At 60.3% G+C, this 26,530-nt stretch carries 30 protein-coding genes; 18 read left to right on the top strand and 12 right to left on the bottom strand.

All coding sequences use genetic code 11. The annotated features are described in order from the left end of the window. Positions 1 to 39: 39 nt before the first annotated feature. The 5 genes from AC07VO_RS19230 (at position 40) to AC07VO_RS19210 (ending at position 3,495) form a co-directional block, all read left to right on the top strand. On the top strand, positions 40 to 396 hold the full coding sequence (locus AC07VO_RS19230) for a 4a-hydroxytetrahydrobiopterin dehydratase (RefSeq protein ID WP_018929944.1): 357 nt from the start codon (positions 40 to 42) through the stop codon (positions 394 to 396). Further along, positions 396 to 1,589: an amino acid aminotransferase gene (locus tag AC07VO_RS19225; RefSeq protein WP_018929943.1), complete on the top strand. Its 1,194-nt coding sequence runs from the start codon at positions 396 to 398 to the stop codon at positions 1,587 to 1,589. The genes AC07VO_RS19230 and AC07VO_RS19225 overlap by 1 nt, the downstream gene beginning before the upstream one ends. A gap of 212 nt (positions 1,590 to 1,801) precedes the next feature. Then, the gene (locus tag AC07VO_RS19220; RefSeq protein WP_007938543.1) at positions 1,802 to 1,933 is read left to right on the top strand and encodes a hypothetical protein; all 132 of its coding nucleotides are present in this window, start codon (positions 1,802 to 1,804) and stop codon (positions 1,931 to 1,933) included. Positions 1,934 to 2,008: 75 nt separating this feature from the next. Then, positions 2,009 to 2,191, top strand: coding sequence for a hypothetical protein (locus tag AC07VO_RS19215; protein WP_007938541.1), 183 nt, complete (start codon positions 2,009 to 2,011; stop codon positions 2,189 to 2,191). A gap of 104 nt (positions 2,192 to 2,295) precedes the next feature. Further along, a complete protein-coding gene (locus AC07VO_RS19210; protein ID WP_018929942.1) occupies positions 2,296 to 3,495 on the top strand; it encodes an MFS transporter in 1,200 nt (399 codons plus the stop codon). Here the strand turns inward: AC07VO_RS19210 and arfB are convergent. Together arfB and AC07VO_RS19200 are read right to left on the bottom strand one after the other, a co-directional pair. Then, complete coding sequence (gene arfB, locus AC07VO_RS19205) at positions 3,492 to 3,905, bottom strand: alternative ribosome rescue aminoacyl-tRNA hydrolase ArfB (RefSeq protein ID WP_007938537.1); 414 nt, start codon at positions 3,903 to 3,905, stop codon at positions 3,492 to 3,494. The genes AC07VO_RS19210 and arfB overlap by 4 nt on opposite strands. 101 nt (positions 3,906 to 4,006) lie before the next feature. Then, positions 4,007 to 5,419, bottom strand: coding sequence for an amino acid permease (locus tag AC07VO_RS19200; RefSeq protein WP_086946371.1), 1,413 nt, complete (start codon positions 5,417 to 5,419; stop codon positions 4,007 to 4,009). Positions 5,420 to 6,366: 947 nt separating this feature from the next. Here AC07VO_RS19200 and AC07VO_RS19195 point away from each other — a divergent pair. Both AC07VO_RS19195 and AC07VO_RS19190 read left to right on the top strand, forming a co-directional pair. After that, positions 6,367 to 6,504 (top strand): hypothetical protein, encoded by a 138-nt coding sequence (locus tag AC07VO_RS19195; protein WP_007938535.1) that lies wholly within the window; start codon positions 6,367 to 6,369, stop codon positions 6,502 to 6,504. A gap of 67 nt (positions 6,505 to 6,571) precedes the next feature. Further along, positions 6,572 to 7,537: a M29 family metallopeptidase gene (locus tag AC07VO_RS19190; protein WP_086946372.1), complete on the top strand. Its 966-nt coding sequence runs from the start codon at positions 6,572 to 6,574 to the stop codon at positions 7,535 to 7,537. A gap of 151 nt (positions 7,538 to 7,688) precedes the next feature. Here AC07VO_RS19190 and rluB read toward each other — a convergent pair whose 3' ends face one another. The 5 genes from rluB to AC07VO_RS19165 all read right to left on the bottom strand — a co-directional run bounded on the left by rluB (position 7,689) and on the right by AC07VO_RS19165 (position 12,477). Continuing rightward, complete coding sequence (rluB, locus tag AC07VO_RS19185; protein ID WP_018929938.1) at positions 7,689 to 8,954, bottom strand: 23S rRNA pseudouridine(2605) synthase RluB; 1,266 nt, start codon at positions 8,952 to 8,954, stop codon at positions 7,689 to 7,691. A 193-nt stretch (positions 8,955 to 9,147) separates the two neighbouring features. Then, positions 9,148 to 10,134, bottom strand: coding sequence for an SMC-Scp complex subunit ScpB (gene scpB, locus AC07VO_RS19180; RefSeq protein ID WP_028939967.1), 987 nt, complete (start codon positions 10,132 to 10,134; stop codon positions 9,148 to 9,150). An 11-nt stretch (positions 10,135 to 10,145) separates the two neighbouring features. Further along, positions 10,146 to 10,970: a segregation and condensation protein A gene (locus AC07VO_RS19175; RefSeq protein WP_007938531.1), complete on the bottom strand. Its 825-nt coding sequence runs from the start codon at positions 10,968 to 10,970 to the stop codon at positions 10,146 to 10,148. After that, a complete protein-coding gene (locus AC07VO_RS19170; RefSeq protein WP_007938530.1) occupies positions 10,971 to 11,600 on the bottom strand; it encodes an L-threonylcarbamoyladenylate synthase in 630 nt (209 codons plus the stop codon). A gap of 13 nt (positions 11,601 to 11,613) precedes the next feature. After that, entirely contained in the window at positions 11,614 to 12,477 is an 864-nt protein-coding gene (locus AC07VO_RS19165; protein ID WP_018929935.1) for a PHP domain-containing protein, read from the bottom strand. A gap of 87 nt (positions 12,478 to 12,564) precedes the next feature. Here AC07VO_RS19165 and AC07VO_RS19160 point away from each other — a divergent pair, with 87 nt between their 5' ends. The 6 genes from AC07VO_RS19160 to AC07VO_RS19135 all read left to right on the top strand — a co-directional run bounded on the left by AC07VO_RS19160 (position 12,565) and on the right by AC07VO_RS19135 (position 17,029). After that, entirely contained in the window at positions 12,565 to 13,161 is a 597-nt protein-coding gene (locus tag AC07VO_RS19160) for a septation protein A (protein WP_064619571.1), read from the top strand. A 1-nt stretch (position 13,162) separates the two neighbouring features. Continuing rightward, positions 13,163 to 13,462: a YciI family protein gene (locus tag AC07VO_RS19155; protein ID WP_019579534.1), complete on the top strand. Its 300-nt coding sequence runs from the start codon at positions 13,163 to 13,165 to the stop codon at positions 13,460 to 13,462. A 110-nt stretch (positions 13,463 to 13,572) separates the two neighbouring features. After that, positions 13,573 to 13,986, top strand: coding sequence for a translation initiation factor 2 (locus tag AC07VO_RS19150; RefSeq protein WP_086946373.1), 414 nt, complete (start codon positions 13,573 to 13,575; stop codon positions 13,984 to 13,986). A gap of 7 nt (positions 13,987 to 13,993) precedes the next feature. Then, the gene (locus AC07VO_RS19145; protein ID WP_086946374.1) at positions 13,994 to 14,671 is read left to right on the top strand and encodes a response regulator transcription factor; all 678 of its coding nucleotides are present in this window, start codon (positions 13,994 to 13,996) and stop codon (positions 14,669 to 14,671) included. 328 nt (positions 14,672 to 14,999) lie between these two features. Continuing rightward, on the top strand, positions 15,000 to 15,449 hold the full coding sequence (locus AC07VO_RS19140) for a hypothetical protein (RefSeq protein WP_064619577.1): 450 nt from the start codon (positions 15,000 to 15,002) through the stop codon (positions 15,447 to 15,449). Between the two features lie 239 nt (positions 15,450 to 15,688). Next, on the top strand, positions 15,689 to 17,029 hold the full coding sequence (locus AC07VO_RS19135) for a sensor histidine kinase (RefSeq protein WP_018929930.1): 1,341 nt from the start codon (positions 15,689 to 15,691) through the stop codon (positions 17,027 to 17,029). 82 nt (positions 17,030 to 17,111) lie between these two features. Here the strand turns inward: AC07VO_RS19135 and AC07VO_RS19130 are convergent, their stop codons facing one another. Beyond that, positions 17,112 to 17,678 carry an NAD(P)H nitroreductase gene (locus AC07VO_RS19130; RefSeq protein WP_086946375.1) on the bottom strand — a complete coding sequence of 189 codons (567 nt, stop codon included), beginning with the start codon at positions 17,676 to 17,678 and terminating at the stop codon, positions 17,112 to 17,114. Between the two features lie 122 nt (positions 17,679 to 17,800). Between AC07VO_RS19130 and AC07VO_RS19125 the strand changes: the two genes are divergently transcribed. After that, positions 17,801 to 19,255 (top strand): TrkH family potassium uptake protein, encoded by a 1,455-nt coding sequence (locus AC07VO_RS19125; RefSeq protein ID WP_018929928.1) that lies wholly within the window; start codon positions 17,801 to 17,803, stop codon positions 19,253 to 19,255. Here AC07VO_RS19125 and AC07VO_RS19120 read toward each other — a convergent pair. Further along, positions 19,212 to 20,273: an AraC family transcriptional regulator gene (locus tag AC07VO_RS19120; RefSeq protein WP_207238835.1), complete on the bottom strand. Its 1,062-nt coding sequence runs from the start codon at positions 20,271 to 20,273 to the stop codon at positions 19,212 to 19,214. The genes AC07VO_RS19125 and AC07VO_RS19120 overlap by 44 nt on opposite strands. Before the next feature lie 156 nt (positions 20,274 to 20,429). On the opposite strand from AC07VO_RS19120, the gene AC07VO_RS19115 reads away from it, so the two are divergent. Further along, complete coding sequence (locus tag AC07VO_RS19115; RefSeq protein ID WP_086946376.1) at positions 20,430 to 20,741, top strand: Mpo1-like protein; 312 nt, start codon at positions 20,430 to 20,432, stop codon at positions 20,739 to 20,741. A 101-nt stretch (positions 20,742 to 20,842) separates the two neighbouring features. Next, a complete protein-coding gene (locus AC07VO_RS19110) occupies positions 20,843 to 21,433 on the top strand; it encodes an HD domain-containing protein (protein ID WP_086946377.1) in 591 nt (196 codons plus the stop codon). Between the two features lie 19 nt (positions 21,434 to 21,452). On the opposite strand, the gene AC07VO_RS19105 is transcribed toward AC07VO_RS19110, so the two are convergent. Continuing rightward, positions 21,453 to 22,268 (bottom strand): UDP-2,3-diacylglucosamine diphosphatase, encoded by an 816-nt coding sequence (locus tag AC07VO_RS19105; RefSeq protein WP_018929924.1) that lies wholly within the window; start codon positions 22,266 to 22,268, stop codon positions 21,453 to 21,455. Positions 22,269 to 22,417: 149 nt separating this feature from the next. Between AC07VO_RS19105 and AC07VO_RS19100 the strand changes: the two genes are divergently transcribed. After that, on the top strand, positions 22,418 to 23,176 hold the full coding sequence (locus tag AC07VO_RS19100; RefSeq protein ID WP_018929923.1) for a helix-turn-helix transcriptional regulator: 759 nt from the start codon (positions 22,418 to 22,420) through the stop codon (positions 23,174 to 23,176). A gap of 121 nt (positions 23,177 to 23,297) precedes the next feature. Then, positions 23,298 to 24,191 carry a DMT family transporter gene (locus AC07VO_RS19095; protein WP_064619586.1) on the top strand — a complete coding sequence of 298 codons (894 nt, stop codon included), beginning with the start codon at positions 23,298 to 23,300 and terminating at the stop codon, positions 24,189 to 24,191. Here AC07VO_RS19095 and AC07VO_RS19090 read toward each other — a convergent pair. Then, on the bottom strand, positions 24,185 to 24,472 hold the full coding sequence (locus AC07VO_RS19090; protein WP_007895010.1) for an Rdx family protein: 288 nt from the start codon (positions 24,470 to 24,472) through the stop codon (positions 24,185 to 24,187). The two genes, AC07VO_RS19095 and AC07VO_RS19090, sit on opposite strands and share 7 nt — an antisense overlap. Before the next feature lie 141 nt (positions 24,473 to 24,613). Continuing rightward, on the bottom strand, positions 24,614 to 26,416 hold the full coding sequence (locus AC07VO_RS19085; protein WP_086946378.1) for a motility hub landmark protein FimV: 1,803 nt from the start codon (positions 26,414 to 26,416) through the stop codon (positions 24,614 to 24,616). Positions 26,417 to 26,530 lie beyond the last annotated feature (114 nt).

The following is a 26,530-nucleotide window of genomic DNA, read 5'->3' as shown; positions in this document are numbered from 1 at the left end:
ACGACCGTTTTTCAAAACACTCGATTTCAGGAACACATCATGTCCACATTGAACCAAGCCCATTGCGAAGCCTGCCGCGCCGACGCCCCTCAGGTCAGCGACGAAGAACTGCCGATCCTGATCAAGCAGATCCCTGACTGGAACATCGAAGTGCGCGACGGTGTGATGCAGTTGGAAAAAGTTTTCCTGTTCAAGAACTTCAAGCACGCGCTGGCGTTCACCAACGCCGTTGGCGAAATCTCCGAGGCCGAAGGTCACCACCCGGGCCTGCTGACCGAGTGGGGCAAAGTCACCGTGACCTGGTGGAGCCACTCCATCAAGGGCCTGCACCGCAACGACTTCATCATGGCCGCGCGCACTGACGAAGTGGCCAAAGACGCCGAGGGCCGCAAATAATGCATTTCGACGCCATCGGCCGAGTACCCGGCGACCCGATTCTCGGCCTGATGGAGGCCTATGCGCAGGACCCCAATCCGCGCAAGTTCGACCTTGGCGTGGGGGTCTACAAAGACGCCCAGGGCCTGACGCCGATCCTTGAAGCGGTGAAGCTTGCCGAGCAGCGCCTGGTGGATCGCCAGGCCACCAAGACTTACATCGGCGGCCACGGCGATGCGGCGTTCGGTAAAGTCATCAACGAGCTTGTGCTGGGTGCTGATTCGGCGCTGATCGCCGAGCAACGGGCCGGCGTCACGCAAACGCCGGGCGGCACCGGTGCGCTGCGCTTGAGCGCCGACTTCATCGCCCAATGCCTGCCGGGCCGTGGCGTGTGGCTGAGCAGCCCGACCTGGCCGATCCACGAAACGATTTTCGCGACGGCCGGGGTCAAGGTCAGTCACTACCCGTACGTGGGCAGCGATAACCGTCTCGACGTCGAAGCGATGCTCGAAGTGCTCAATCAAGCACCGAAGGGCGATGTGGTGCTGCTGCACGCCTGCTGCCACAACCCGACCGGTTTCGACCTGTCCCATGACGATTGGCGCCGGGTGCTGGACGTGGTGCGCAGTCGCGACTTGCTGCCTCTGATCGACTTCGCCTATCAGGGCTTCGGCGATGGCCTGGAGCAAGATGCCTGGTCGACCCGGTTGTTCGCCGCCGAGTTGCCGGAAGTGCTGATCACCAGTTCCTGCTCGAAGAACTTCGGCCTGTACCGCGACCGCACCGGCGCGCTGATTGTCTGCGCGCAAACCGCCGGCAAGCTGGTGGACATCCGCAGCCAACTGGCCAACATCGCCCGCAACCTGTGGTCGACACCGCCGGATCACGGCGCCGCCGTCGTCGCGACCATCCTTGGCGATCCAGAGCTGAAAAGCCGCTGGGCCGACGAAGTGGAAGCCATGCGTTTGCGCATCGCCCAGCTGCGCAGTGGCCTGGTCGAAGCGCTTGAACCCCACGGCTTGCGCGAGCGGTTTGCGCACATTGGCGTGCAACGCGGGATGTTTTCCTACACCGGTTTGTCGCCGGAGCAGGTCAAGCAACTGCGCGAACATCACAGTGTGTACATGGTCAGCTCGGGCCGGGCGAACGTGGCGGGGATCGATGCGACACGCCTGGACCTGCTGGCCGAGGCCATCGCTGACGTCTGCAAGTAACACGATGCAATGGCGAGCTCCCTGTGGCGAGGGAGCTTGCTCCCTCGCCACAGTGGGTCTTCGCCTCCTGCTGACCTGTCTAGACAATCCCATCCGTCGTAACAATTGGATATAAAGTCTATTTGTCATTTTTCCTGCTGTATCCTGCCCAGGCTTTTTTAAAAGCGCGGATCTACCAGATCTATCAACAGACTTAGCGAGGAGCGCGAAACATGCACGAGATCCCTAATCTCCCCTTCCCAAGCCTGCACGAAACTGAGCAGACAACCACGCAACAAGCCGGTGCCCAACAGCCCGAGCCGAAAGAAGCACCTGAACGCCGCCAGGCCGACAGAGAAGACTGATACACCTGCAATGCCAGACCGTGTGGAAAGCGCTAACATGCGCTTTCCACACTGCCTGAACCGCGAGCCCGCACCATGAGCGATGATTTCACTGAAGCCCAGGCCAGCGTCCTGATCGGCACCGCCGAGAAGATGATCGAGATCTGGAATCGCCTTTCCCCCGAGAAACAAGCCGCCCTGCTGGCCCGCTTCGGCAGCGAAGAAAATGCCCTGGCCGCCTTGGTCACGACGCAACTGGTCGCCCCCGCAAAATCCTGATTCATCCCGTTCGGCAATTAGTTTTACTTTTTCACGCCCTGCGACCGTCCACGCCGCTATCATAAGCAGCCTATCTATCATGCTGCCCCGTGGACCTTTTACCCATGTCTGAAACCCAGCGCCCCCTGGCGGTCACGCTGCAAGTCGTTTCCATCGTCCTGTTCACTTTCATCGGTTACCTCAATATCGGTATTCCCCTGGCCGTATTGCCGGGCTACGTCCACAGCGACCTCGGCTTCGGCGCGGTGATCGCCGGGCTGGTGATCAGCGTGCAATACCTGGCCACCCTCCTCAGCCGCCCTTACGCCGGGCGCATCATCGATAACAAGGGCAGCAAACTGGCGGTGATGTATGGCCTCGCTGGCTGTGGTTTGAGCGGCGTGTTCATGCTGATTTCAGCCTGGACACAAAGCCTGCCGATGCTGAGTTTGATCAGCCTGTTGATTGGCCGCCTGATACTCGGCAGCGCGGAAAGCCTGGTCGGCTCCGGGTCGATCGGCTGGGGCATCGGCCGGGTCGGCGCGGCGAACACCGCCAAGGTCATCTCCTGGAACGGCATTGCCAGTTACGGCGCGTTGGCGGTCGGCGCACCACTGGGGGTGCTGCTGGTGAGTCAATTGGGTTTGTGGAGCATGGGCGTGAGCATCATGCTGCTGGCGGTGCTGGGCGTGGCGCTGGCCTGGCCGAAAACCGCGGCGCCGATTGTCGCCGGCGAACGTTTGCCGTTCATGCATGTGCTGGGACGGGTGTTCCCTCATGGCTGCGGCCTGGCACTGGGCTCCATCGGCTTTGGCACCATCGCGACCTTCATCACCCTGTATTACGCCACTCAGCATTGGTCCAACGCGGTGCTGTCCCTGAGTTTGTTCGGCGCCAGTTTCATTGGCGCGCGACTACTGTTCGGCAACCTGATCAACCGCCTCGGCGGCTTTCGCGTGGCGATTGCCTGCCTCTCGGTGGAAACCCTCGGGCTGTTGCTGCTGTGGCTGGCGCCGGATGCTCATTGGGCACTGGCCGGTGCGGCGCTGAGCGGTTTCGGCTTTTCGCTGGTGTTCCCGGCCTTGGGCGTGGAAGCGGTCAATCTGGTGCCGGCCTCCAGCCGTGGCGCAGCAGTTGGGGCCTATTCGCTGTTTATCGATTTGTCACTGGGGATTACCGGACCGCTGGCGGGTGCGATTGCTGCAGGATTCGGGTTTGCCTCGATCTTCCTGTTCGCCGCCCTCGCCGCCTTGAGCGGATTGATGTTGAGCGTTTACTTGTACCGACAGGCGCCCAAGTATCGGGAAGAGCGTGAAGCACGCTAAAAATCGACCTTGCCCCGCCCGGCCTTGATGCTGCCGCGCTTGGTCTTTGATTCGAGCCGACGCTTTTTCGAGCCCAGCGTCGGCTTGGTCGGACGGCGTTTCTTTTCCACTTTGGTAGCGCTGAGGATCAACTCGGTCAGACGCTCCAGCGCATCGGCGCGGTTCTGCTCCTGCGTGCGGTATTGCTGGGCCTTGATGATCAACACCCCTTCGCTGGTGATGCGACTGTCGCGCAACGCCAGCAGCCGTTCCTTGTAGAACTCGGGCAGGGACGAGGCCGGAATGTCGAAGCGCAGGTGCACCGCACTGGAGACCTTGTTGACGTTCTGCCCACCGGCGCCCTGGGCGCGAATGGCCGTCAACTCGATCTCGGCATCCGGCAGATGCACGTTGTTGGAAATCACCAGCATGGAAAAAGGTCCGGTATCAGGACCGCCAGAATACCCCGGCTTTCGCATCCTCCACAAAAAACCCGGCACATTGGCCGGGTTTGTTGTTTCTGCGCGTTGCGTTATTTCACCGCGACCTGCAACGCCTGCTGGGCGCTGCGCTTGTTCTTGATGCCGTAGCAGATCCACATGAACGCGACCCATACCGGAATCGCATACACCGAGACCTGGATGCCCGGGATCAGCAACATCACGCCCAGGATGAACACCACGAACGCCAGGCAGATGTAGTTGCCGTACGGGTACCACAGGGCCTTGAACAGCGGCGTCTGCCGGGTCTTGTTCATGTGCTGGCGGAACTTGAAGTGCGAGAAGCTGATCATCGCCCAGTTGATCACCAGGGTCGCAACCACCAACGACATCAACAGTTCCAGCGCGTTTTGCGGGATCAGGTAGTTCAGCAACACCGCGATCAACGTCACAGCGGCCGACGCCAGGATCGAACGTACCGGCACGCCACGCTTGTCGATCTTCGACAAGGCTTTCGGCGCATCGCCCTGCTCGGCCATGCCCAGCAGCATGCGGCTGTTGCAGTAAGTACCGCTGTTGTACACCGACAGCGCCGCGGTCAGGACCACGAAGTTGAGGATGTGCGCGGCGGTTTTGCTGCCGAGCATCGAGAACACCTGCACGAACGGGCTGCCGCTATAGGCATCGCCGGAAGCATTCAGGGTTGTCAGCAGACTGTCCCAAGGAGTCAGCGACAACAGGACCACCAGCGCACCGATGTAGAAAATCAGGATCCGGTAGATCACCTGGTTGATGGCTTTCGGGATCACGGTTTTCGGTTTGTCGGCTTCAGCGGCGGTGAAACCGAGCATTTCCAGGCCACCGAAGGAGAACATGATGATCGCCATGGCCATCACCAGGCCGCTGACACCGTTCGGGAAGAAACCGCCGTGGGACCACAGGTTGGTTACCGAGGCTTGCGGGCCGCCGTTACCGCTGACCAGCAAATAGCTACCCAAAGCAATCATGCCAACGATCGCTACGACCTTGATGATCGCGAACCAGAACTCGGCCTCACCGAAGACTTTGACGTTGGCCAGGTTGATCGCGTTGATCAGCACGAAGAACGCGGCGGCGGAGGCCCAGGTCGGGATATCCGGCGCCCAGTAGTGGATGTATTTGCCGACCGCGGTCAGCTCCGACATGCCCACCAGGATGTACAGGATCCAGCAGTTCCAGCCCGACAGGAAACCGGCAAAACCGCCCCAGTATTTATGCGCGAAGTGGCTGAAGGAACCGGCCACCGGCTCTTCGACGATCATCTCGCCCAGCTGGCGCATGATCATGAAGGCGATGAAGCCGCAAATGGCGTAGCCGAGAATCATCGACGGGCCGGCGGATTTGAGCACGCCGGCCGAGCCGAGGAACAACCCGGTACCGATCGCGCCACCGAGGGCGATCAGTTGAATATGGCGATTTTTCAGGCCGCGTTTAAGCTCGCCTGAATGCGAGTTTTGTCCACTCATGAAAAGGGTCTCACGCAAGGTTTGATGATGTTCGGTAGACGTTGCTGCAAGGTTGCGATTTCAAGCAGCGCCGATCAAACCCCAGCGCAGGCACCAGGAGTTCAGCGTTTTTACGACAGTCATGCGTCACCTGTTTGTTTTTATCTGTGACGAAATCGAACCCGACACGCTCGTGACGCGGCGGAGTGAACAAGGCGGATAGCCTTGAGGTTTGCGCTGTTGCGCAGAGGGTCACAGTTAAAACGCGGCGCATTGTACACCGCTAACCCCCTGCTGCCAGACACCGCTGGATCAGCGCGTCGGTTGCCGGGATTGCCTGTGTCCGCCTCGAAGGTCCCGGGCGGCAGCAAAAATTGAGTCAGACCTTTGCAGGTCTTCGACGGGGGCAGCGGAAAAATCGCCCCACGGAGAGAGATGGAGATGAGTCACGGCGTTCATTGCGCCTCCTTCTTGTTATGCACCTGCACGACAGGCATGGGGCGCATCTCACCTTTCAATCGAGGCTGAGACAAGCGCGCCAGAGCCCTTGAACAGCACCATCGTGGCGGCGGACGGCAGGTTTTCCTTACAGCCCTTTCCACAGCGGCATTCCATGGGGTTTGAGCACGCTTTTCGTAAGGATTTATTTACAGCGCGTAACGCATGCTTTCCAAATCAGATCCAGAGAGCCGTCGACTGTAAATTGACGATAGGAAGCTTCCTAAGGAGTTTTCCGACTTAGTTTTCTGTTTTTTATTAGGAAATTTACTTTTTTTAAAATGGAATAATTAGTTCAAATGAAAATTGTTTAATTATTTTTTTGCAATTCAAAAACCTGTGAACTAGGTTTTCAGCGACTTGCCGAACCGCATCGACCGGCAAGTCGACGCGCTCTTCAATGAATGAAAAACGCGCCACTGTTCTTACCGAAGCTGTTCTTACCGAAAAAGTCATCTAGGAGATTCACCATGCAAGCACTGGACAAAGACTTGGACACTGAACTGCAACTCGACGATTGGTTTGAAGCACCGACCCATGAAGCCGCCGTTGAAATGATGCAAGCCGACGCGGTTGTTCCGTTCGGCACGGCGATGTGGCCTCTGTAAGACATCCCGGCGGGCATGATCCGGCCGGTCGTGCCCGCCACTTACCAGGTTTGTCAGGGAGGACTCCATGGATAAGCAGCGTGCCATCTCGCATTTCCTTTACTACCTCGAACATCACCCAGCTGTTGCCGGCATCAAACCGGCGAAGGTCTTGCTCGGCCATACCGCTGATTACGAGGCGCTGACCGGCGCCATCGTCGAACAGGCCGGCAACAGCCCAAGGTTCGCCTTCAGCGCGATGCGTCTGGACCTCGAACCCACCGAATTGCTGGCCAAGGCGATTGCCGACAGCGATCTGTACATTTTCTTCTACGACTCTTCCACCCTGCCCAACCCGCGTCCCGACGGCCCGGACTTTGTTCGCGCGCTGCAAGGTGTGATGGCGGAAAACTGGAAGAAGTCGCTGCTGTTCAAGGATTACGGCGATTACTTCTACGACACGTTCAGTGTCACCCCGCAGCGGATTGCCGGGTTGAACAGCCACTTGATCCAGCGCATGTCCCAGGCCACCACTTTAAGTTTCAAAGATGAGCATGGCTCGTGGTTCGAAACACCGTTGAGCAGTATCAAGAAGTGGACCGACATCAATGGTGTCGGCAACTTCGACCTGGCGCCCGGCGAGATTGCCACCCATAGCGAGGCGATTAATGGCCGGGTCAAGTTCATGGGGACGTTCCTCAGCACGATTCCGTTTGCCCGCAAGTACGGCGTACTCGCGTCACCGCTGGAGTTGTGGATCGAGAACTCGACCATCAGCAAAATCGCCACCGATGTGCCGGGACTGGAACATGACTTCAACAAGTACCTGGACGCCAATCCGTCCAATCGACGCATCGAGGAGTTGGGGATCGGTACCAACGAAGGTGTGAAAGAGTTGTATGCGCGCAATGCCGGGTTCGAAGAGCGCCATTGCGGTTTGCACTTGGGGTTGGGCGGAGGCGCCAAGGGCAGCCATCATCTGGACCTGATCTTCTCTGGCGGCGTGTTGGCGCTGGATGATGAGCCGGTGTTTGATCGGCGGTTTGTGTTTTAACCCAAGGCTTTCGGCGATACAGATGACGCGCTGATCGTTCCCACGCTCTGCGTGGGAACGATCAAACAACCGCACCTGCTGAAAACCGGTTCTGCCAGACACAAAAAAACGCCATCCCGAGGGATGGCGTTTTTTATGCTGCGCTTACCGATTACTCAGGCTTGCGACGACCGAAGCCCGGACGCTGGCCGGAGCCGGCTGGCGCACCGCGGCGCTTGCCCGATGGCGCGTCCTTGTCGACCAGCACGATGCCTGGGCGTTTCTTCGGCGCCGGTTTGGCCGGGCGCTTGGTGTCGGCCGGGCGGTCTGCCACCGGCGTACCACGGCCGGCAGGCGCACCGCGATCGCTACGACCACCGGACGGAGCGCCACGGCCTTCGCCACGCTCAGTACGACCGTTGGCCGGACGCGGCGTGCGTGGACCGCGCTCGCCGTCCTGGCGTGGCGCTGGCTTGCGGGCCGGGCGCTCGCCTTCGATCTGCGGCTCGCGAGATGGACGCGGGCCGGCAGCTGGAGCGCCAGCGGCTGGACGCAGGGTCCGTACGCGTTCGGTCTTGCCCACCGGGCGGGACGATTTGCGCTGCATACGCTCGAGCTTGTCTTTGCTCTTGGCGTTCATTTGCGGCATCGCCACCGGCGTCAGGCCGACTTCAGCACTCAGAATGTCGACTTCCTGCTGGCTCATTTCGCGCCAGCGACCCATCGGCAGGTCGGAGTTGAGGAACACCGGACCGAAACGCACGCGCTTCAGACGGCTGACCACCAGGCCCTGGGATTCCCACAGACGACGAACTTCGCGGTTACGACCTTCCATCACCACGCAGTGGTACCAGTGGTTGAAACCTTCGCCACCTGGTGCCTGCTTGATGTCGGTGAATTTCGCCGGGCCGTCTTCGAGCACCACGCCTGCCTTCAGACGCTCGATCATCTCGTCGTCGACTTCACCACGTACACGGACGGCGTATTCACGGTCCATTTCGTAGGACGGGTGCATCAGGCGGTTGGCCAGCTCACCGTCGGTGGTGAACATCAGCAGACCTGTGGTGTTGATGTCCAGGCGACCGATGTTGATCCAGCGACCTTCTTTCGGGCGCGGCATCTTGTCGAACACGGTCGGACGGCCTTCCGGGTCGTCACGGGTGCAGATTTCACCGTCGGGTTTGTTGTACATGATCACGCGGCGTACCGACTCGGCAGCTTCTTCGCGCTTGATCACCTTGCCATCGATGGTGATGGCGTCATGCAGGTCGACGCGCAGGCCGAGGGTGGCGTCTTTGCCATTGACCTTGATGCGGCCGTGGCTGATCCAGGCTTCTACGTCACGGCGCGAGCCGACGCCGATACGGGCGAGGACTTTCTGCAGTTTTTCGCCTGCTGGGCCGATTTCCTGGTCGTCTTTCTGGTCGTTGATACTCATCTGGGCACCTCCCGGTGTGATCAAGTTCAGGCCTTGGCCTGAAGATGTGAAATCTGGTCGTTTGACGAAGGGATCGCCAAAGGGTCGCGAATCATACGCTCATGGAAGCGTTCGCGCATCAGAGACTAGCTGATCGACCGTCGGTTATTGGTTTTTCCGCCGGCCGGTGGTGGCTGCGATCTTCTGACGGAGTTCAATCCTCGAACTGGCGGCGTTCGGCCTCGATCGCTTCGGCCAGGGCCCGGGCTTCGGCTTCTTCGTCGCTCAGTTCAGGTTCGGGCTTGGGTTGTTCAAGCGCGGCAACCGCGGCCAGCAGTTTCTCGCGAGCCTCGGCAACGCCAAGAATGTCATCCTCAGGCTCTGGTTCCTGCTCTTCTTCGTCAGCAACTGACGCCTCAACCTGAAGCTCTACCTCGACTTCCGGCTCCGGCTGCTCCGATACCTCTTCAGTCTCGGTCAACTCGCCATCGCGCAACAAATCGTCGAAATCGGTCTTGAGCCCCTCCTCCATCGTGTCCAGCTCAAGCAATAGCGTGTGGAAGCTGGTTTCTTCCTTGGGCTCTTCCGGCTCGGCGCTGGCATCTGCCAATTCTTGCAACCCGGCCGGCACCGGTGCGTCGTCGAACTCGAGCATCGGCTCGGGTTCCAGCTCGCGCAGCTCGGCCAGCGGCGGCAGGTCGTCGAGGTTCTTCAGGTTGAAGTGATCGAGAAACGCCTTGGTGGTGGCGAACATTGCCGGTTTGCCGGGCACATCACGGTAACCGACGATGCGGATCCACTCTCGCTCCAGCAGGGTTTTGACGATGTGGCTGTTGACCGCCACGCCGCGCACGTCTTCGATCTCGCCCCGGGTGATCGGTTGGCGATAGGCAATCAGGGCCATGGTTTCGAGCATGGCGCGCGAGTAACGCTGCGGCCGTTCTTCCCACAGGCGCCCGACCCACGGCGCGAACTTTTCGCGGATCTGCAGGCGATACCCGGAGGCGACTTCCTTCAGTTCGAAGGCTCGGCCGTCGCAGGATTTGCCCAGAATCGTCAGCGCTTTCTTGAAAACCGCTGGTTCGGGCCGCTCGCCTTCTTCGAAGAGTTCGAACAGGCGCTCAAGCGATTGCGGTTTTCCCGAGGCCAACAGAAAGGCTTCAAGCAGTGGCGCCAGCTCGCGGGGTTCAGTCAGGTTCATGATTCAACTCGTTATTCGGCTCGGGCTCGCACATGTATCGCCGCGAACGGCTCATTCTGCACCAGCTCGACCAAGGATTCCTTGACCAGTTCGAGGATCGCCATAAAGGTCACCACTACCCCCAGACGTCCTTCTTCAGCGGTGAACAGCTCGACAAAGGGCACGAAACCGCCACCCTTGAGCCGCTCCAGTACATCGCTCATGCGTTCGCGGGTGGACAGTGCCTCGCGGCTGACCTGGTGGCTTTCGAACATGTCGCCCCGGCGCAAGACCTCGGCCATGGACATCAGCAACTCTTCCAGACTCACGTCCGGCAGCAGCTTGCGCGCCCGGGCTTCCGGCGCGTCGAGCTTGGGCACCACGACATCGCGGCCGACGCGGCTCAGGCCATCGATACCTTCGGCGGCGGCCTTGAAGCGTTCGTATTCCTGCAAGCGGCGGATCAGTTCGGCGCGAGGGTCGTCTTCCTCGTCTTCAATGGTTTCGGCTCGCGGCAGCAGCATCCGCGACTTGATCTCGGCGAGCATCGCGGCCATCACCAGGTACTCGGCGGCCAGTTCCAGGCGCACCGACTGCATCAACTCGACATAGCCCATGTACTGGCGGGTGATTTCCGCCACCGGGATGTCGAGAATATTGATGTTCTGTTTGCGGATCAGGTACAGGAGCAGGTCGAGCGGGCCTTCGAAGGCTTCCAGAAAGACCTCGAGCGCATCCGGCGGGATGTACAGGTCCAGCGGCATTTCCATGACCGCCTGGCCATAGACCATGGCGAAAGGCAGTTCTTGCTGGGCGCCGGCCTGGCTGTCGACGGGTTCTGGTTCTACTGCAGACATCTACGCCTCGGCCATGAATGGCGTTGGGTCGCCGCAACCGACACGGATGACTTCCGGCTCGCCGTCGGCGAGGTTGATCACGGTGGACGCCTTGATCCCGCCGAAACCGCCGTCGATGATCAGGTCCACCTGATGCTCCAGCAACTGGCGCATTTCGTAGGGATCGGTCAGCGGGTCAGTGTCGCCGGGCATGATCAGGGTCACACTCATCAGCGGTTCGCCGAGTTCTTCCAGCAGCGCCAACGCAATCGGATGGCTCGGCACGCGCAGGCCGATGGTGCGTTTTTTCGGGTGCAACAATAGCCGCGGAACTTCGCGGGTAGCGTTGAGAATGAAGGTGTAAGGCCCTGGCAAATGGGCCTTGAGCAAACGGAAGGTGCCAGTGTCGATCTTGGCAAATAGCCCCAACTGCGACAGGTCGCTGCAGATCAGTGCGAAGTTGTGCTTCTCATCCAGCTGACGCAACCGACGCACACGCTCCACGGCGGTCTTGTCACCGATCTGGCAACCAATGGCGTAGGAAGAGTCTGTGGGATAAATCACCACCCCGCCGTTGCGGATGATCTCGACAGCCTGTTTGATCAGGCGCGCTTGCGGGTTTTCCGGATGAATCTGGAAAAATTGACTCACATTCTCTACCTGTTCAGACGGCGGCAATAATTGGGTCATGTTTGAATCGACACCACAGTGGTGGCAGATCCTCCGGGAGCGGGCGGTATTCACCGATCTCGGACCAGCCTCCAGGGCCATGAAAATCACTGCCGGCACTGACCAGCAGACCAAACTCACGGGCAAGAATCGCCAGGCTGCCCACTTGCTCGGCGGGCTGATGGCCATTGACCACTTCAATCGCGTGGCCCCCGGCTTGAATATAGTCAGAAATCAGGCGGCGACGCTTGCTACGAGTGAAATCGTAGTGCCAGGGGTGCGCCAGGCTGACCCAGGCACCCGCGGCGCGCAGGGTCTCGACGGTGTCTTCGAGGGTCGGCCAGTGCAGCTTGACGTCTCCCAGCTTGCCGGCGCCCAGCCATTTGCGGAAGGCTTCGGCGCGATCCTTGACGAAACCTTCGCGCACCATCCAGTCGGCGAAGTGCGGACGGGCCGGCGCGTTGCCGCTGTCGCCCAGTTCCTGCTGAATGGCGCGGGCGCCGTCAAGCGCCCCCGGCATGCCTTTCAACGCCAACTTGCGGCTTATTTCTTCGGACCGTAGCCAGCGGCCATCGTGCAATTTGGCGATGGCCTCGACCAATGGCGCGGCATTGACGTCGAAACCATAGCCCAGCACATGAATGGTCGCCCCGCCCCAGGTGCAGGACAATTCGACGCCGTTGACCAGTTGCATCCCCAGTGCCGTCGCGGCGCTACGGGCCTCGTCGAGGCCTTCAAGGGTGTCGTGATCAGTCAAGGCCAGGACTCGCACGCCTTTCTCGAACGCACGCGCAACCAGTGCCGCAGGCGCCAGGGCGCCATCGGAGGCCGTGCTATGGCAGTGCAAATCAACATTCACAGGACTATGTAACCTCAAATCAGCTGACGCTATCGCGCGTCAATATGTTTGTTATTATGCCGCCACATCCTGCTTCTGGCTGCCACTGTGAAACAATTCATCGACTTCATCCCGCTTCTGCTGTTTTTCATCGTCTTCAAAATCGACCCGCGGGTCGTCGACATTGGCGGTCATCAACTGTCTGTCGGTGGTATTTACAGCGCCACCGCGATGCTGATCATCAGCTCCCTGGTGGTCTACGGCACGCTGTACATCAAGCAGCGCAAGCTGGAGAAGAGCCAGTGGCTGACCCTCATTGCCTGCCTGGTCTTCGGCAGCCTGACCCTGGCGTTCCACAGCGAAACCTTCCTGAAATGGAAAGCCCCGGTGGTCAACTGGCTGTTCGCCCTCGCGTTCATCGGCAGCCATTTCGTCGGTGACCAACTGCTGATCAAACGCATCATGGGCCACGCGCTGACCCTGCCGGAGCCAATCTGGACCCGCCTGAACATCGCCTGGATCGGTTTTTTCCTGTTTTGCGGTGCCGCCAACCTGTTCGTCGCGTTCACGTTCCAGAGCTACTGGGTAGACTTCAAGGTCTTCGGCAGCCTGGGCATGACTTTGCTGTTCCTGGTCGGCCAGGGCATCTACCTGTCCCGCCACCTGCACGACGCCGACACCACAACGCCAAAAACCGAGGACTGACATGCTTTACGCAATCATTGCCACAGACGTTGCCAACTCCCTGGAAGCCCGACTGGCCGCACGGCCTGCGCACCTTGAGCGTCTGCAAGTGCTCAAGGGCGAAGGTCGTATCGTATTGGCCGGTCCACACCCGGCGGTCGACAGCAATGATCCGGGCGCAGCCGGTTTCACTGGCAGCCTGATCGTCGCCGAATTCGAGTCCCTGAGCGCCGCCAAGGCCTGGGCCGACGCCGATCCGTACGTTGCCGCAGGCGTCTACGCCAATGTTCTGGTCAAGCCGTTCAAGCAAGTCCTGCCGTAAAGTTCTCGCGTGCGGTGAATCTTATCGATTCATCGCACGTTCAATCGCTCATTATTCTCGTTTACCGGCCGACAACCTGCCCAATACTCGTATTGGAATCAGGAGTTGCGATGCGCAAAGGTCCGTTGTGTCTGATGTTGGTGACGTTGTCGATCATGGCGCCAGCCCATGGTGAAGAAAGCGCCAATGGCGGTAATTCGACGCCGCTGTCCTTGAGCGCCGGTAGCCAGATCACCGAGTTGCAGCAGCGCTTGAAAGAAAGCGAGCTGCAACGAGAAACACTGAGCAAACAATTGCAAACCACCGATGGCGAGCGCGAAAGCGCCCAGCTGAGCCGGTTGCGCCAGGAGAATCAGCGCCTGAAGCTGCAACTCAAGGAAACCCTGGCCAGCAGCCCGCTACCGCGCCTGCTGACCGATCAGCAGCAGTGGTTCGTTATTGGGGCGGCAGTAGCGCTATTGGCCCTGCTCTGCGGTATCTTCGCCAGTGGTGCCACCAGAAAACGTAGGCAATGGCTAAATTGAGTGAGTCATGAGCGAGCTGTTACTAATTGATGATGACCAGGAGCTGTGTGAGCTCCTGAGCAGTTGGCTGAGCCAGGAAGGCTTTCAGGTTCGCGCCTGCCACGATGGCCAGAGCGCCCGTCACGCGTTGGCCGAAACGTCTCCGGCGGCCGTGGTGCTGGACGTGATGCTGCCGGACGGCAGCGGCCTGGAACTGCTAAAGCAACTGCGCAGCGACCATCCGGATTTGCCGGTGCTGATGTTGTCGGCCCGTGGCGAACCGCTGGACCGCATCCTCGGCCTGGAACTGGGCGCCGACGATTACCTGGCCAAGCCGTGCGACCCACGGGAACTGACCGCCCGCCTGCGCGCGGTGTTGCGCCGCAGTCATCCGACGGCGGTCTCCAGCCAGCTCGAGCTGGGCGACCTGTGCTTCAGCCCGGTGCGCGGGGTGGTCAGCATCGATGAACAGGAATTCACCCTCACCGTTTCCGAAAGCCGACTGCTCGAAGCCCTGCTCAAGCAGCCCGGCGAACCGCTGGATAAACAGGAACTGGCGCAAATCGCCCTCGGTCGCAAACTGACCCTGTACGACCGCAGCCTGGACATGCACGTCAGCAACCTGCGCAAAAAAATCGGCCCACACCCCGACGGCCGCCCACGCATCGTGGCCCTGCGCAGTCGCGGTTACTACTACAGCCTCTGAACCTGACACGCCCCTTCGTAGCAGCTGTCGAGCCCCAGCGAGGCTGCGTTCGGCTGCGAAGCAGTCGTGATCCGCCTGATGCGGTGTATCTGAAAGAGCGTGCAAACAGATTTTACGACTGCTGCGCAGCCGAACGCAGCCTCGCAGGCTCGACAGCTGCTACGAAGGCTAGGTTTCGTCAGAGAAATATCGGCGAAGTGTTGGAATTGTCAGCAAAGCAGAAAACCGTCTTTACCCAAGCTTTACGCTCCGCTGACCGCCGTTGACCTTGATCTGCGTAATCTGCACACATCCGGAACGTACCGGGAACGAGACAAGGAGATACACCATGCGCAAGACTCTTATCGCTCTGATGTTTGCTGCCGCCCTGCCGACCGTTGCCATGGCCATGCCTGAAGGCACAGGCCCGATGGGTGATCACATGGACGGCTCACGCCACAGCGGTCAGATGCACGGCATGCACGGCAGAGGCCCTTACAGCCAACTGGACCTGAGCCGCGAACAGCGCGAGCAGATCCGCAAAATCATGGGCGAGCAGATGCACGAGCGTCAGCAACTGGTCGACAAGTACCTGGAAAAACTCTCGCCGGCCGACCAGAAAGCCCTGAAAGACGAGATGGAGGCCAAGCACAAGAAAGCCGAAGCCGACGTTCGCGCCCTGCTGAAACCGGATCAACAGAAGCAATTCGACGAGATCCAGAAGAAACAAGCTGAGCGTCGCGCCGAATGGGCCGAGTTCAAGGCCTGGAAAGCGCAGCAAGCGCAAAAGGCGCAATAATGCGTTAACCCCGGACCCAATGGCTAATCACCGTTGGGCCTGATGCCTCTCAGTTCGTTGTGGGAGCGAGCCTTTGTGGCGAGGGAGCTTGCTCCCGTTGGGGCGCGAAGCGGCCCCGGTATTTCAAAGTTAAACCGTATGTAACGGGTTTACGACTGCTTCGCAGCCGAACGGGGCGATGCGGCGTTCCGACAAGCCCCCTCGCCACACATTGATTTGAGCTTGTTCGAGGATTTTCTGTGCGCTCATTGTTCTGGCGTATCCTGGCCAGCTTCTGGCTGGCCATCGCTCTGGTTGCAGGGCTTTCCATTTTGCTGGGACACATGCTCAACCAGGACGCGTGGATTCTCAGTCGCCACCCGGGCCTCAACACCCTGGCCGAACAGTGGACGCAAACCTACGAAAGCCAAGGCGAGGAAGCCGCCCAGGACATCCTGGAGCAGCGCAAGCGCCAATATCACATCGACGTTCAGGTGCTCAACGAGGCAGGAGACCCGGTGGTACGCGGCACCTTCCCTCGGCGTGCAGCCGCCTTCGAAGCACGGCAGCAAAACGATGATCGGCGCCTGCCGTGGCGACGCCTGACCGATGAATACACCAGCGCCAAGACGGGCGACACCTACCTGCTGATCTATCGCATTCCCCACCCGGAACTGGACGCCTGGCACCGTGAGAGCCTGCTCTGGCCGTTGAGTGCGCTGGGTATCGCCCTGGTGGTACTGACCCTGTTCAGCCTGTTGGTGACCTTTTCCATCACCCGACCGCTGAGCCGTTTACGTGGCGCAGTGCATGAGTTGGGGCAGACGACGTATCAGCAAAACAGCCTGGCGCAACTGGCTAACCGCCGCGATGAATTCGGTGTGCTGGCCAACGACTTCAATCGCATGGGCGCGCGTCTGCAAAGCCTGATCGGCAGTCAGCGGCAATTGCTGCGCGATGTGTCCCACGAGTTGCGTTCGCCCTTGGCCCGACTGCGCATTGCGCTGGCACTGGCCGAGCGGGCCAATCCCCAGGAGCGGGAAAAACTCTGGCCGCGCCTGACCCGTGAATGTGATCGACTGGAAGCACTGATCAGCGAAATCCTGGTGTTGGCGCGGGTCGATGCCGACAACGCCAGTGCCGAAGAAGTGGATCTCAATGCACTGCTCAATACCCTGCAAAAGGATGCTCAGCTAAGTTCGCCGGAGCAGAACGTGCGCCTTGAGGCCGAGCCGCAACTGAACCTCAGGGGTTGGCCGACCATGATCGAGCGCGCCGTGGACAACCTGCTGCGCAATGCCCAACGCTTTAACCCGGTCGGGCAACCAATCGAAATGCAAGCGTCGCGTCAGGGCGACAGGATTGTGGTCAGCGTGCGCGATCACGGCCCCGGTGTAGAGGCTGATCATTTGAATCAGTTGGGGGAGCCGTTCTATCGGGCACCGGGGCAGACAACGGCCGGGCATGGCTTGGGGCTGGCTATCGCACGCCGTGCGGCGGAACGCCATGGCGGCAGTCTGGTGCTGGCCAATCATCCTGGAGGCGGGTTTATTGCCAGCCTGGAATTGCCGTTGGTGCCGGGGGCGGTGGTGCAGCCGTAAATCGGGGGTGATGCAAAAAGATCGCAGCCTCGTTTCACTCGACAGCTCCTACAAGTGCAACGAGACTGCGATCTTTTGATCTTCAGGCCTTACCGGACCAGGCGCTGACAAACTCGGCCAGATCAACCTTCTCCGCCACACGCGGTTCTTTCTGCGGCGTACCGAGATAAAGGAACGCAATCACCTCTTCCCCTTCGGCCAAACCCAACCCCTTGGCTACATGCGGCGAATAGGCCAGCTCACCGGTGCGCCATACCGCGCCAATGCCTTGCGCGTAAGCGGCCAGCAAAATCCCGTGAGCCGCGCAGCCTGCCGCCAACAATTGTTCGGATTTCGGGTATTTGACGTGATCCTGCAAACGCGCGATCACCACAACCACCAGCGGTGCACGCAGCGGGCCGTTACGGGCCTTGTCCAGCGCGGCTTCTGACACCTCGCTGTCTTGCAGTTTCGCCGCTTCGGCCAGCAACTCGCCCATTTGCTCGCGCGCCGCGCCTTCGACTGTCAGGAAGCGCCAAGGCTGCAAATGGCCGTGGTCTGGCGCACGCATCGCGGCGGCAAACAGCACTTCGCGTTGCTCGGCAGTGGGCGCCGGATCGAGCAGTCGTGGAACGGAAACACGGTTGAGCAAAGCGTCGAGAGCCTGCATCGGCCACCTCCTGAAAAAAATGTCTGCCTATTCTAGCGGTATCCGGCACAGGGCTGTCGGTTTACATGCCCTGCCCCGCAGGTAGAATGGCGCCCTTCCCTACTTCAGCCCGAGCGGACTTCATGGCGTTGCCGACCTTACGGATCATTGGTTTCATCATCGGCATCTTCCTGATCACGCTGGCCATTTCCATGGCCGTGCCCATGGCTACCCTGGTGATCTTCGAGCGCACCAGCGACCTGCCGTCATTCCTCTGGGCCAGCATGATTACCTTTGTCGCCGGCCTGGCCCTGGTGATTCCGGGGCGCCCCGAACACATCCATCTGCGCCCGCGAGACATGTACCTGCTGACCGTCAGCAGCTGGCTGGTGGTGTGCATCTTCGCCGCCCTGCCGTTCCTGCTGACCCAGAACATCAGCTACACCGACTCATTCTTCGAAAGCATGTCCGGCATCACCGCCACCGGCTCGACGGTGCTCACGGGCCTGGACACCATGTCCCCCGGCATCCTGATATGGCGCTCCTTGCTGCACTGGATCGGCGGGATCGGCTTTATCGGCATGGCGGTCGCGATTCTGCCATTGCTGCGCATCGGTGGCATGCGGCTGTTTCAGACCGAGTCGTCAGACCGTTCCGAAAAGGTCATGCCCCGTTCGCACATGGTGGCGCGCTTGATCGTTGCGACCTACGTCGGCATCACCATTTTCGGCAGCCTGGCGTTCTGGTGGGCCGGGATGAGCCCGTTCGATGCGATCAACCACGCGATGTCGGCGATTTCCACCGGCGGGTTTTCCACCTCCGACCAGTCTTTGGCCAAATGGCCGGAGCCTGCGGTGCATTGGGTCGCGATCGTCATCATGATTCTCGGCGCCTTGCCGTTCACCTTGTATGTCGCCACGTTACGCGGTAACCGTCGGGCGCTGATCAAGGATGAACAGGTGCAAGGCTTGCTCGGCATGTTGCTGGTGACCTGGCTGGTGCTCGGCACCTGGTACTGGTGGACCACCCAGTTGCACTGGCTGGACGCCTTGCGGCATGTGGCGCTGAACGTCACTTCGGTGGTGACGACGACAGGTTTTGCACTGGGGGACTACAGCCTCTGGGGCAACTTCTCGCTGATGCTGTTCTTTTACCTGGGGTTTGTTGGCGGCTGCTCGGGTTCGACCGCTGGCGGGATCAAGATTTTCCGCTTCCAGGTGGCCTACATTCTGCTCAAGGCCAACCTTAACCAGTTGATTCACCCACGCGCGGTGATCAAGCAGAAGTACAACGGCCACCGTCTCGACGAAGAAATCGTACGTTCGATCCTGACCTTTTCGTTCTTTTTCGCCATCACCATTTGCGTGATCGCTCTACTGCTGTCGCTGCTCGGCGTGGACTGGATGACCGCCCTTACCGGTGCGGCCAGCACGGTGTCCGGCGTCGGCCCGGGGTTGGGCGAAACCATTGGCCCGGCGGGTAACTTCGCCAGCCTGCCGGATGCCGCGAAGTGGATTCTCTCGTTCGGCATGCTGTTGGGTCGGCTGGAGATCATTACGGTGTTTGTTCTGTGTATCCCTGCGTTCTGGCGTCACTGACCGGCTTGAGCGCTTCCGTCAGCCGCGCCCGGTATTCGCCGGGGGTGGTGTCGAACCAGCGTCGGAAAGCGCGGAAGAAGTTGCTCGGATCGGCAAACCCCAGCAGGTAGGCAATTTCCAGCAGCGTCATGCTCGGTCGCGCCAGGTATTGCTCGGCCAGTTCACGCCGCGTGTCATCCAGCAACGTCTGAAAACTCGTGCCCTCTTCCTGCAAGCGTCGCTGCAAGGTGCGTTGCGACAGGTGCAGCGCCTGCGCTACCGCATCGCGCTTGGGTTCGCCCTGGGGCAGCAAGCGGCACAACACCTGCCGCGCATTGTGGGTCACGCGGCTCTCGGCAAACCGCGCCAGGTATTCACCGGCAAAGCGATCGTGCAGCAACGCCATGGCCTCGTTGGCGGTGGGCAACGGTGCCTCCAGGTCAGCGCGCTCGAAAATCAAGGCATCATAGGGCGCATTGAACATCATCGGCGCGTGGAAGGCTTGCTTATACGGTTCGAGGTCGGCGGGTTGATCGCCCTGCAGCAGCACTTTGCGCGGATGCAGCGCGCTCCCGGTCAGCCACCCGCAAAACGCCAGGGCACAGGCCATCGATGCTTCAGCGCTTTGTCGGGTCGGCGGCAAGTGGTCGCCATGCACCGTCAGAATCAGTGCATAACCCTCGTCCAGTATGCGAAAACTCAGATCGGCACTTTCGGCGATGATTCGCTGATAACGCACCAGACGTTGAAAGCCTTCGGCCAGGGTTCGACTGGACATCAAGGCATAACCGGCAACGTGCAGGGACGCCGGTCGCACCACCTTGCCCATGTTCAGGCCGATCGCCGGGTTGCCGGACAACTCGACCGCGCGCTGCCAGAGCCGCGTCATGGAATCTTGCGGGAAGCGCGCATCCGGATCATCCAGTGCCGCATAGTCGAGCCCTAGCTGCTTGAACAAAACCCGGCAATCCAGGCCGTCCATTTCCAGTGCTTTGACAATCCCCATCGCCCAGCTTGCAGAAGTCGTTCGTTCGCTCATGGCGTTTACTACGTGATGGCCGCATGCCACGACCCAATGCCCAAGGATACTAAAGTGGCGCCTATTGTCACTGGCTGATGCCTATGATCACTCTAGACTTAAATAGGCTACCCGCAGCGCAACTTGTTGCCTGCACACACCACAGAGATCGCAGTCGTGGAAAACATCAAACGTTTCAACAGCTTCGCTGCGTTTTACCCGTATTACCTCAGCGAACACCGCAATAGCACTTGTCGACGACTGCACTTTGTCGGCACCACGCTGGTTATTGTCATTCTGGCGCTGACCATCGCCAAAGGCGCATGGTGGCTGTTGCTGGCCCTGCCGCTGGCCGGTTACAGCTTCGCCTGGGTCGGGCATTTCTTCTTCGAGAAGAATCGTCCTGCAACCTTTCAGCATCCTCTTTACAGCCTGCTCGGCGATTTCGTCATGTACCGCGACATGATTGTAGGTCGCGTGCCGTTCTAGGCTCCTTTGGCCACAAAAGCGTCCTGTGCAGCCAGTGCAGCGCTCTGGATCCAAGCCCTACACTCCAAACATCCCTTTCGATAAGAACAAGAGGATAGCCGATGAATGCCCGCGCCCGTTTTACCCACATGCAGGACGGCACGCAGGAAGACTGGGCGATCATCGCCACAGACTTCAGCGCCTATGCCCGGCAATTGCCTACAAGGATCGTGGCGCATTTGAAGTTACTGGAAGGTGATTTCGGCGGATTCCCGGTGGATCGCCTGACCCACTCGCTGCAAACCGCCAGCCGCGCCTGGCGCGATGGCCGCGACGAAGAGTACGTGGTCTGCGCTTTGCTCCATGACATCGGCGATACACTGGGGTCCTACAACCACCCGGACATCGCCGCGGCGATTCTCAAGCCGTTCGTCAGTGCCGAGAACCTGTGGATGGTGGAGAAACACGGGATTTTCCAGGGCTATTACTTCTTCCATCACCTGGGCATGGACCGGCATTTGCGCGAGCAATTCAGCGCTCATCCGCAGTATCAGGCGACCATCGAATTTTGCGCCCGGTACGACGCGGCGGCGTTTGACCCGGCATACGACACGCTGCCGCTGAGCTTTTTCGAACCGATGATGGAGCGGTTGTTTGCGCAGCCGAAGCATTCGATCTACAAGGCGGCGATGGAAGAACAAGCGCCGGCCTGAAGATCTTTTGACTTTGCTTTTAAGCCGGCTCTGCGACTTTAATTGCCTTCAATTCCGCCTCCCGCGCTTGGGCATCGGCCAACCGGTACAACTCGATCGAGCCGTCCCAATGCTCGATCAGCGCCGTGCACGATTCCACCCAATCCCCGCAATTGAGGTAGTCCACCTCGCCAACCTTGCGAATTTCGGCATGGTGAATGTGCCCACACACCACGCCATGCAACTCGCGTTTGACGCATTCGTGGGCAATGGCTTCCTCAAAATCGCTGATGAAACTGACGGCGGTCTTGACCTTGTGCTTGAGGTACGCCGACAACGACCAATAGCCGTAGCCATAACGGGCCCGCCAATGGTTGAGCCAGCGGTTGAGGGTCAGGGTAAATTCGTAGGCCGAGTCGCCGAGGAACGCCAGCCAGCGGTGATAGCGAGTAATCACGTCGAACTGATCGCCATGAATCACCAGCAGATGACGACCATCGGCGGTCACGTGCACGGCTTCGTCCACCAGCTGGATATTGCCCAGCATCAGTTTCGAATAACGGCGCAGGAATTCGTCATGGTTGCCGGTGACGTAGATCACTTCCGTGCCGCGCTTGCTCATGGTCAACAGGCGACGAATCACATTGGTGTGCGCCTGGGGCCAATACATGCCGCTGCGCAGCTTCCAGCCGTCGATGATGTCACCGACCAGGTAAATCCTGTCGGCATGGTAGCCCTTGAGAAACTGAGACAGGTGTTCGGCCTGGCAGTCCCGTGTGCCCAAATGCACGTCGGAAATCCATAAGGTCCGCACACGTTGCTTACGGCTGGGTTTGGCGAGCTCGGCGCTGGTCATGGGCAACCCTCTGGACAAGTTTTGGCAAGCTTGCGCCGGTCGGGTTAATTGCCCATGACAATCGCAAGTCAGTCCTGTGACAACGCGCGAACGCAGGGCCTCGGTGTAGACTGGCGGCTTCACTCATCAATATCGCCACGAGACCTGCGATGAGACCGATCCTCACCCTGCGCCAATACACCCACGACCTGATCGTCCACAGCCACGACCACGCGCAACTGGTATTCGGGCTGTCGGGTGCACTGGATTTCGAGGTCGAGGGGCTTGGCAGTCAGGTGGTTCAGCAGAGTTTCGTGGTGGTGCCGTCCGGGGCGCATCATGCCTGCGACAGTGCCCATGGCAGCCGTTGCCTGGTGCTGGATGTGCCGAGCGATCAGTGGGTGTCTCAGTCGCTGGGGGACCACGCCGAGGCCAGCCGCCGCTTGCTCGACAATGCCGGGCGCCTGTCGCTGGACGCCGGGCAAAGCCAATTGGTGAGCTGGCTGGCGGGCAGCCCGATCAGCGATCCGCTGATCGCCCAACAAGGCGCGGTGTTGCTGCTGGCCAGCCTCAACAACGCCAAGCCCGACACGGTCGGCGGTCGGCGTCTACCGTATGCGGCGCTCAATGCTCACATCGATCAATACGCGGCCTATCCACTGCAAGTCGCCGACCTGGCGCGTATTGCCGGCCTGTCCAGCGCTCGCTTGCACGCGCGGTTCGTGGCGGAATGCGGGCAAACGCCGATGGACTACATCCGCAGTCGCCGGCTGCACATCGCCGTGCGCTTGTTACGCGATTCGGCGCTACCCATTGGCGAGATCGCGTGTCGGGTCGGCTACAGCTCCCAGAGCGCATTCGCCGCAGCAGTGCTGCGTGAATTCGGCGCCTCACCCGGTAAATTGCGCCGCGAGGCTGGCGACAAATAACGCGAGTCTGGCGACAGACACCCGCAAGCACATCGTTCATTGTGTAGGAGTTGCCGAAGGCTGCTCCTACACAGGTCGACGGTGTCGTCGGCCAGATTCGATACGTTATTCAAGGACTGCAATGACTCCCCGTACCGCCCTTGGCGCTCTGCATATCGGTGCACTGATGTTCGGCCTGACCGGCGTGTTCGGCAAACTTGCCGCCGCCTCACCGGCGATCATCGTGTTCGGTCGTGCCGCGTTTGCCGTCCTCGCCCTGGCGTTTTTCGCCCGGTTCGCCAGTAATACCCGTTGGCAAACACTCGACGCCGTGGACTGGCGCCGCCTGTTGCTCAGCGGCTTGCTGCTGACCGGGCACTGGGTGAGTTTCTTCATTGCGGTGAAGGTGGCCGGGGTGGCGATCGCGACCCTGGGCTTTGCCAGTTTCCCGGCGTTTACCGTGATCCTCGAAGGGCTGATTTTCCGCGAGCGCATCCGCGCCAATGAAATCTTGCTGGTGGTGCTGGTCAGCATCGGTTTGGTACTGGTCACACCGGACTTCGATCTGGCCAGCGGCGCCACCACCGGCCTGTTGTGGGCAGTGGCCTCCGGCCTGCTGTTCTCCCTGCTGTCCCTGACCAACCGCGCCAGCTCCGGGCGAATCCCGCCGGTGCAGGCGGCGCTGTGTCAGAACGTAGTGGTTGCGATCTGCCTGCTGCCGGTGGCGATGCCGCAGTTGAGCGAAGTACGCGCCATCGACTGGCTGTGGATTGGCCTGCTCGGGGTGTTCTGCACCGGCGTCGCTCACAGCCTGTTCGTCGCCAGCCTGGCAGTGATCAAGGCCCGGACCGCGTCAGTGGTGTTTGCCCTGGAGCCGGTTTACGGCATCACCCTGGCCTGGTTGTTGTTCGATGAAAACCCGACGCTGCGCATGCTGATCGGCGGCGCGTTGATCATCGTGGCCATCGTGGTTTCCAGCCGGTTGTCCGGCGGTTCAAGCCACAAGACCGTTGCCGCGCAAGCGCCGTCTCACTGAGTGCGGTCGTTGTGGCCCAGGTCGCGGTCCGGATCGATCTGATCGCGGACCCGCTGCTTGAGCACCTTGGCCTCGGGGAAACCGCCGTCGGCCTTGCGTTCCCAGAGCTGCACATCGTCGCAGAAAATGTGGAACACCCCGCCGGTGCCGGGCACCAGGGATACTTTGCCCAGGTCGTCGCCGAAGGTGCTGAGCAGTTCCTGGGCCAGCCAGGCGGCGCGCAACAGCCATTGGCATTGCGTGCAGTAGGTGATGACGATTTCCGGTTTACGTGCGGTCATGATTGGCAAAACTCCTCTGCCTGAGGGAGCCGCCTCCCCTGTAGGAGCGAGGCTTGCCCGCGAAGAACGATAATGCGGTCATTCTGATAAGCCGCGCCGTCCCTTTCGCGGGCAAACCTCGCTCCTACACGGGGAGGGGTGTTATCGAATACCCGCCAACAGCGTTCGGGCCGTCTCCTTCAGTGGCTCGTCGCCTTCCTTGAGCAACTCGTTCAGCAGCTCGATGGCGCTGTCCAGGTCGCCGTCGTCAATGCAGGTCTGGGCCTGTTCGAGTTTGCCGGCGCTGCTCGGCTCGACCGGTTCAAGATCCATCAACTCAGCATTCAGCGGTTCAAGCTCCAGCGGCTGGCCGGGATCGCTGAATTCGTTGAGAAAGGTCTCGTCCAGAGATTGCGAGTCAGGTTCGGCGACCCATTCAAGCTCGGGCTCATCCAGCGTCGGCTCGTCGGGTATTTCGAAGACATCGGGCAACACATGCAGATTCGAAGTGAACCCGGGCTCGTCTGCCGGTGATGGCTCATTCGATGGTTTGGCGCTGGGCGGTGAGTTGTCGAAGGGGCTGATCAGGTCCCAGTTCGCATCCATCGACAGGTCGTCGAGGTTCAGCTGAAACTCATCGCTCGGTGCCGCTGGGATTGCAGGCGTGGACGGAGCCACTGCCACCGCGGTGGTCACCGGCACGGCATCGATCAGTTTCGGATGGCGGTTGCGGATGTCCTGAAGTTGCTGTGTGTCAAACCCGGCGTCACGCAGGCTACTTTCCTGCGCGTCATACGCTTGCACGTCACCCTGGTTACCAAGAACCTCCAGCAGCTGCACGGCCAGGTCGGTGCGCTGGGGTTCCTTGACCAACGCCTCTCGCAACAGTCCGGCTGCCTCGGACAATCGGCCATAGGCGAGGTAGATACTAACCCCCTCCAGCACGTCGCCTGCGACAGTCTCATCCGCCGAGCCGGCCACCGATCGCGCCTGGGCGGCTGGCCTGGCCGGTTCTGCCGTGCGGCTGAGCACCGGTTCATGACGCGACGGCTGCACGGGTAGCAGCTCGGGTAAGGCCTGAACCTGCTGTCGTTGACGGCGAATGAACACTGCGAGCGACACCAGGGCCACCAACAACAGCAACCCGATGATCAGCGGCCAATGGGATGCTTCGGACGTCTCGACAACCACCGGAACCGGCGCCGGCACCTCGGGTGCGGCAGGCGCCGCCGACGCCTGTTTGACTTCCGTCAGTTGGGTTTGCAGCTCAGACACCTGTTTTTTCTGAACGGCGATCTGCTCGTCCTGCGCCTGCAGCTTCGCATTGAGTTCATCGATGGTCTTTTGCAGCTGCTGGTTTTGCAGCACGCTGGTGGCCAGTTGTTCGGCAACAGGATCACTCGCCGGCGTAGCGGCTGATTTATCGACATCAGGCTTGGGTGCCGAACTATTCACCGCAGGTGGCGGTGCAACAGCCGGTTCAACAGACGGGAACGCGGAATCCTGAGGGCTCGGCGCGGGGTCGTCGTTGACGGGAACAATCCCAGGTGAACCCGGCGGATCGATCAGCACGGTGTACTCGCGCAGCAAACGCCCATTGGGCTGATTGAGCTGCACCAGAAAATTCAGAAAGGGTTCCTTGACCGGCTTACTGGACGTCACCCGGATCAGGTTGCGGTTGCCCCGCAGGATCGGCGTGAACTTCAGGTTATTGAGGAAGAACACCCGCTCGACACCGGCGCGGCTGAATTCTTCCGCCGTCGCCAGGCTGACCGACAGCTCGCCCTCCTCCAGCCCCCCAACGTCCACCAGGGCGATATCGGCGCTGAATGGCTGATTCAACGCCGAATGCTGGGTGATCTCACCCAAGCCTAGCGCGGGGGCCAATGCCGAGTAAGTGACGGCACCACCGACCAGCAGCAGCCGGGTGCAACACCGCAATACAACGTGCCAACTCTCGAGCATGAGCATCCCTTAGATAACCAGAACCAACCTGTATGCATTCGCACATCCGGTACGAACACGATATTGCCTAGTAGTTCTTTATAGTCTGCCCAACGGGGTATCTCAAAAGTCCGA

The sequence above is a fragment of the Pseudomonas sp. GW821-FHT03E01 genome, from assembly GCF_059420765.1.
Note: the sequence above shows the minus strand (reverse complement) of the source record. Positions and strands in the feature narration are given on the sequence as shown.

Coding starts and splice junctions, on each gene's coding strand:
- AC07VO_RS19230 (WP_018929944.1), top strand. CDS start 40: ATGTCCACATTGAACCAAGCCCATTGCGAAGCCTGCCGCGCCGACGCC.
- AC07VO_RS19225 (WP_018929943.1), top strand. CDS start 396: ATGCATTTCGACGCCATCGGCCGAGTACCCGGCGACCCGATTCTCGGC.
- AC07VO_RS19220 (WP_007938543.1), top strand. CDS start 1,802: ATGCACGAGATCCCTAATCTCCCCTTCCCAAGCCTGCACGAAACTGAG.
- AC07VO_RS19215 (WP_007938541.1), top strand. CDS start 2,009: ATGAGCGATGATTTCACTGAAGCCCAGGCCAGCGTCCTGATCGGCACC.
- AC07VO_RS19210 (WP_018929942.1), top strand. CDS start 2,296: ATGTCTGAAACCCAGCGCCCCCTGGCGGTCACGCTGCAAGTCGTTTCC.
- arfB (WP_007938537.1), bottom strand. CDS start 3,905: ATGCTGGTGATTTCCAACAACGTGCATCTGCCGGATGCCGAGATCGAG.
- AC07VO_RS19200 (WP_086946371.1), bottom strand. CDS start 5,419: ATGAGTGGACAAAACTCGCATTCAGGCGAGCTTAAACGCGGCCTGAAA.
- AC07VO_RS19195 (WP_007938535.1), top strand. CDS start 6,367: ATGCAAGCACTGGACAAAGACTTGGACACTGAACTGCAACTCGACGAT.
- AC07VO_RS19190 (WP_086946372.1), top strand. CDS start 6,572: ATGGATAAGCAGCGTGCCATCTCGCATTTCCTTTACTACCTCGAACAT.
- rluB (WP_018929938.1), bottom strand. CDS start 8,954: ATGAGTATCAACGACCAGAAAGACGACCAGGAAATCGGCCCAGCAGGC.
- scpB (WP_028939967.1), bottom strand. CDS start 10,134: ATGAACCTGACTGAACCCCGCGAGCTGGCGCCACTGCTTGAAGCCTTT.
- AC07VO_RS19175 (WP_007938531.1), bottom strand. CDS start 10,970: ATGTCTGCAGTAGAACCAGAACCCGTCGACAGCCAGGCCGGCGCCCAG.
- AC07VO_RS19155 (WP_019579534.1), top strand. CDS start 13,163: ATGCTTTACGCAATCATTGCCACAGACGTTGCCAACTCCCTGGAAGCC.
- AC07VO_RS19150 (WP_086946373.1), top strand. CDS start 13,573: ATGCGCAAAGGTCCGTTGTGTCTGATGTTGGTGACGTTGTCGATCATG.
- AC07VO_RS19145 (WP_086946374.1), top strand. CDS start 13,994: ATGAGCGAGCTGTTACTAATTGATGATGACCAGGAGCTGTGTGAGCTC.
- AC07VO_RS19140 (WP_064619577.1), top strand. CDS start 15,000: ATGCGCAAGACTCTTATCGCTCTGATGTTTGCTGCCGCCCTGCCGACC.
- AC07VO_RS19130 (WP_086946375.1), bottom strand. CDS start 17,678: ATGCAGGCTCTCGACGCTTTGCTCAACCGTGTTTCCGTTCCACGACTG.
- AC07VO_RS19125 (WP_018929928.1), top strand. CDS start 17,801: ATGGCGTTGCCGACCTTACGGATCATTGGTTTCATCATCGGCATCTTC.
- AC07VO_RS19120 (WP_207238835.1), bottom strand. CDS start 20,273: ATGAGCGAACGAACGACTTCTGCAAGCTGGGCGATGGGGATTGTCAAA.
- AC07VO_RS19110 (WP_086946377.1), top strand. CDS start 20,843: ATGAATGCCCGCGCCCGTTTTACCCACATGCAGGACGGCACGCAGGAA.
- AC07VO_RS19105 (WP_018929924.1), bottom strand. CDS start 22,268: ATGACCAGCGCCGAGCTCGCCAAACCCAGCCGTAAGCAACGTGTGCGG.
- AC07VO_RS19100 (WP_018929923.1), top strand. CDS start 22,418: ATGAGACCGATCCTCACCCTGCGCCAATACACCCACGACCTGATCGTC.
- AC07VO_RS19095 (WP_064619586.1), top strand. CDS start 23,298: ATGACTCCCCGTACCGCCCTTGGCGCTCTGCATATCGGTGCACTGATG.
- AC07VO_RS19090 (WP_007895010.1), bottom strand. CDS start 24,472: ATGACCGCACGTAAACCGGAAATCGTCATCACCTACTGCACGCAATGC.
- AC07VO_RS19085 (WP_086946378.1), bottom strand. CDS start 26,416: ATGCTCGAGAGTTGGCACGTTGTATTGCGGTGTTGCACCCGGCTGCTG.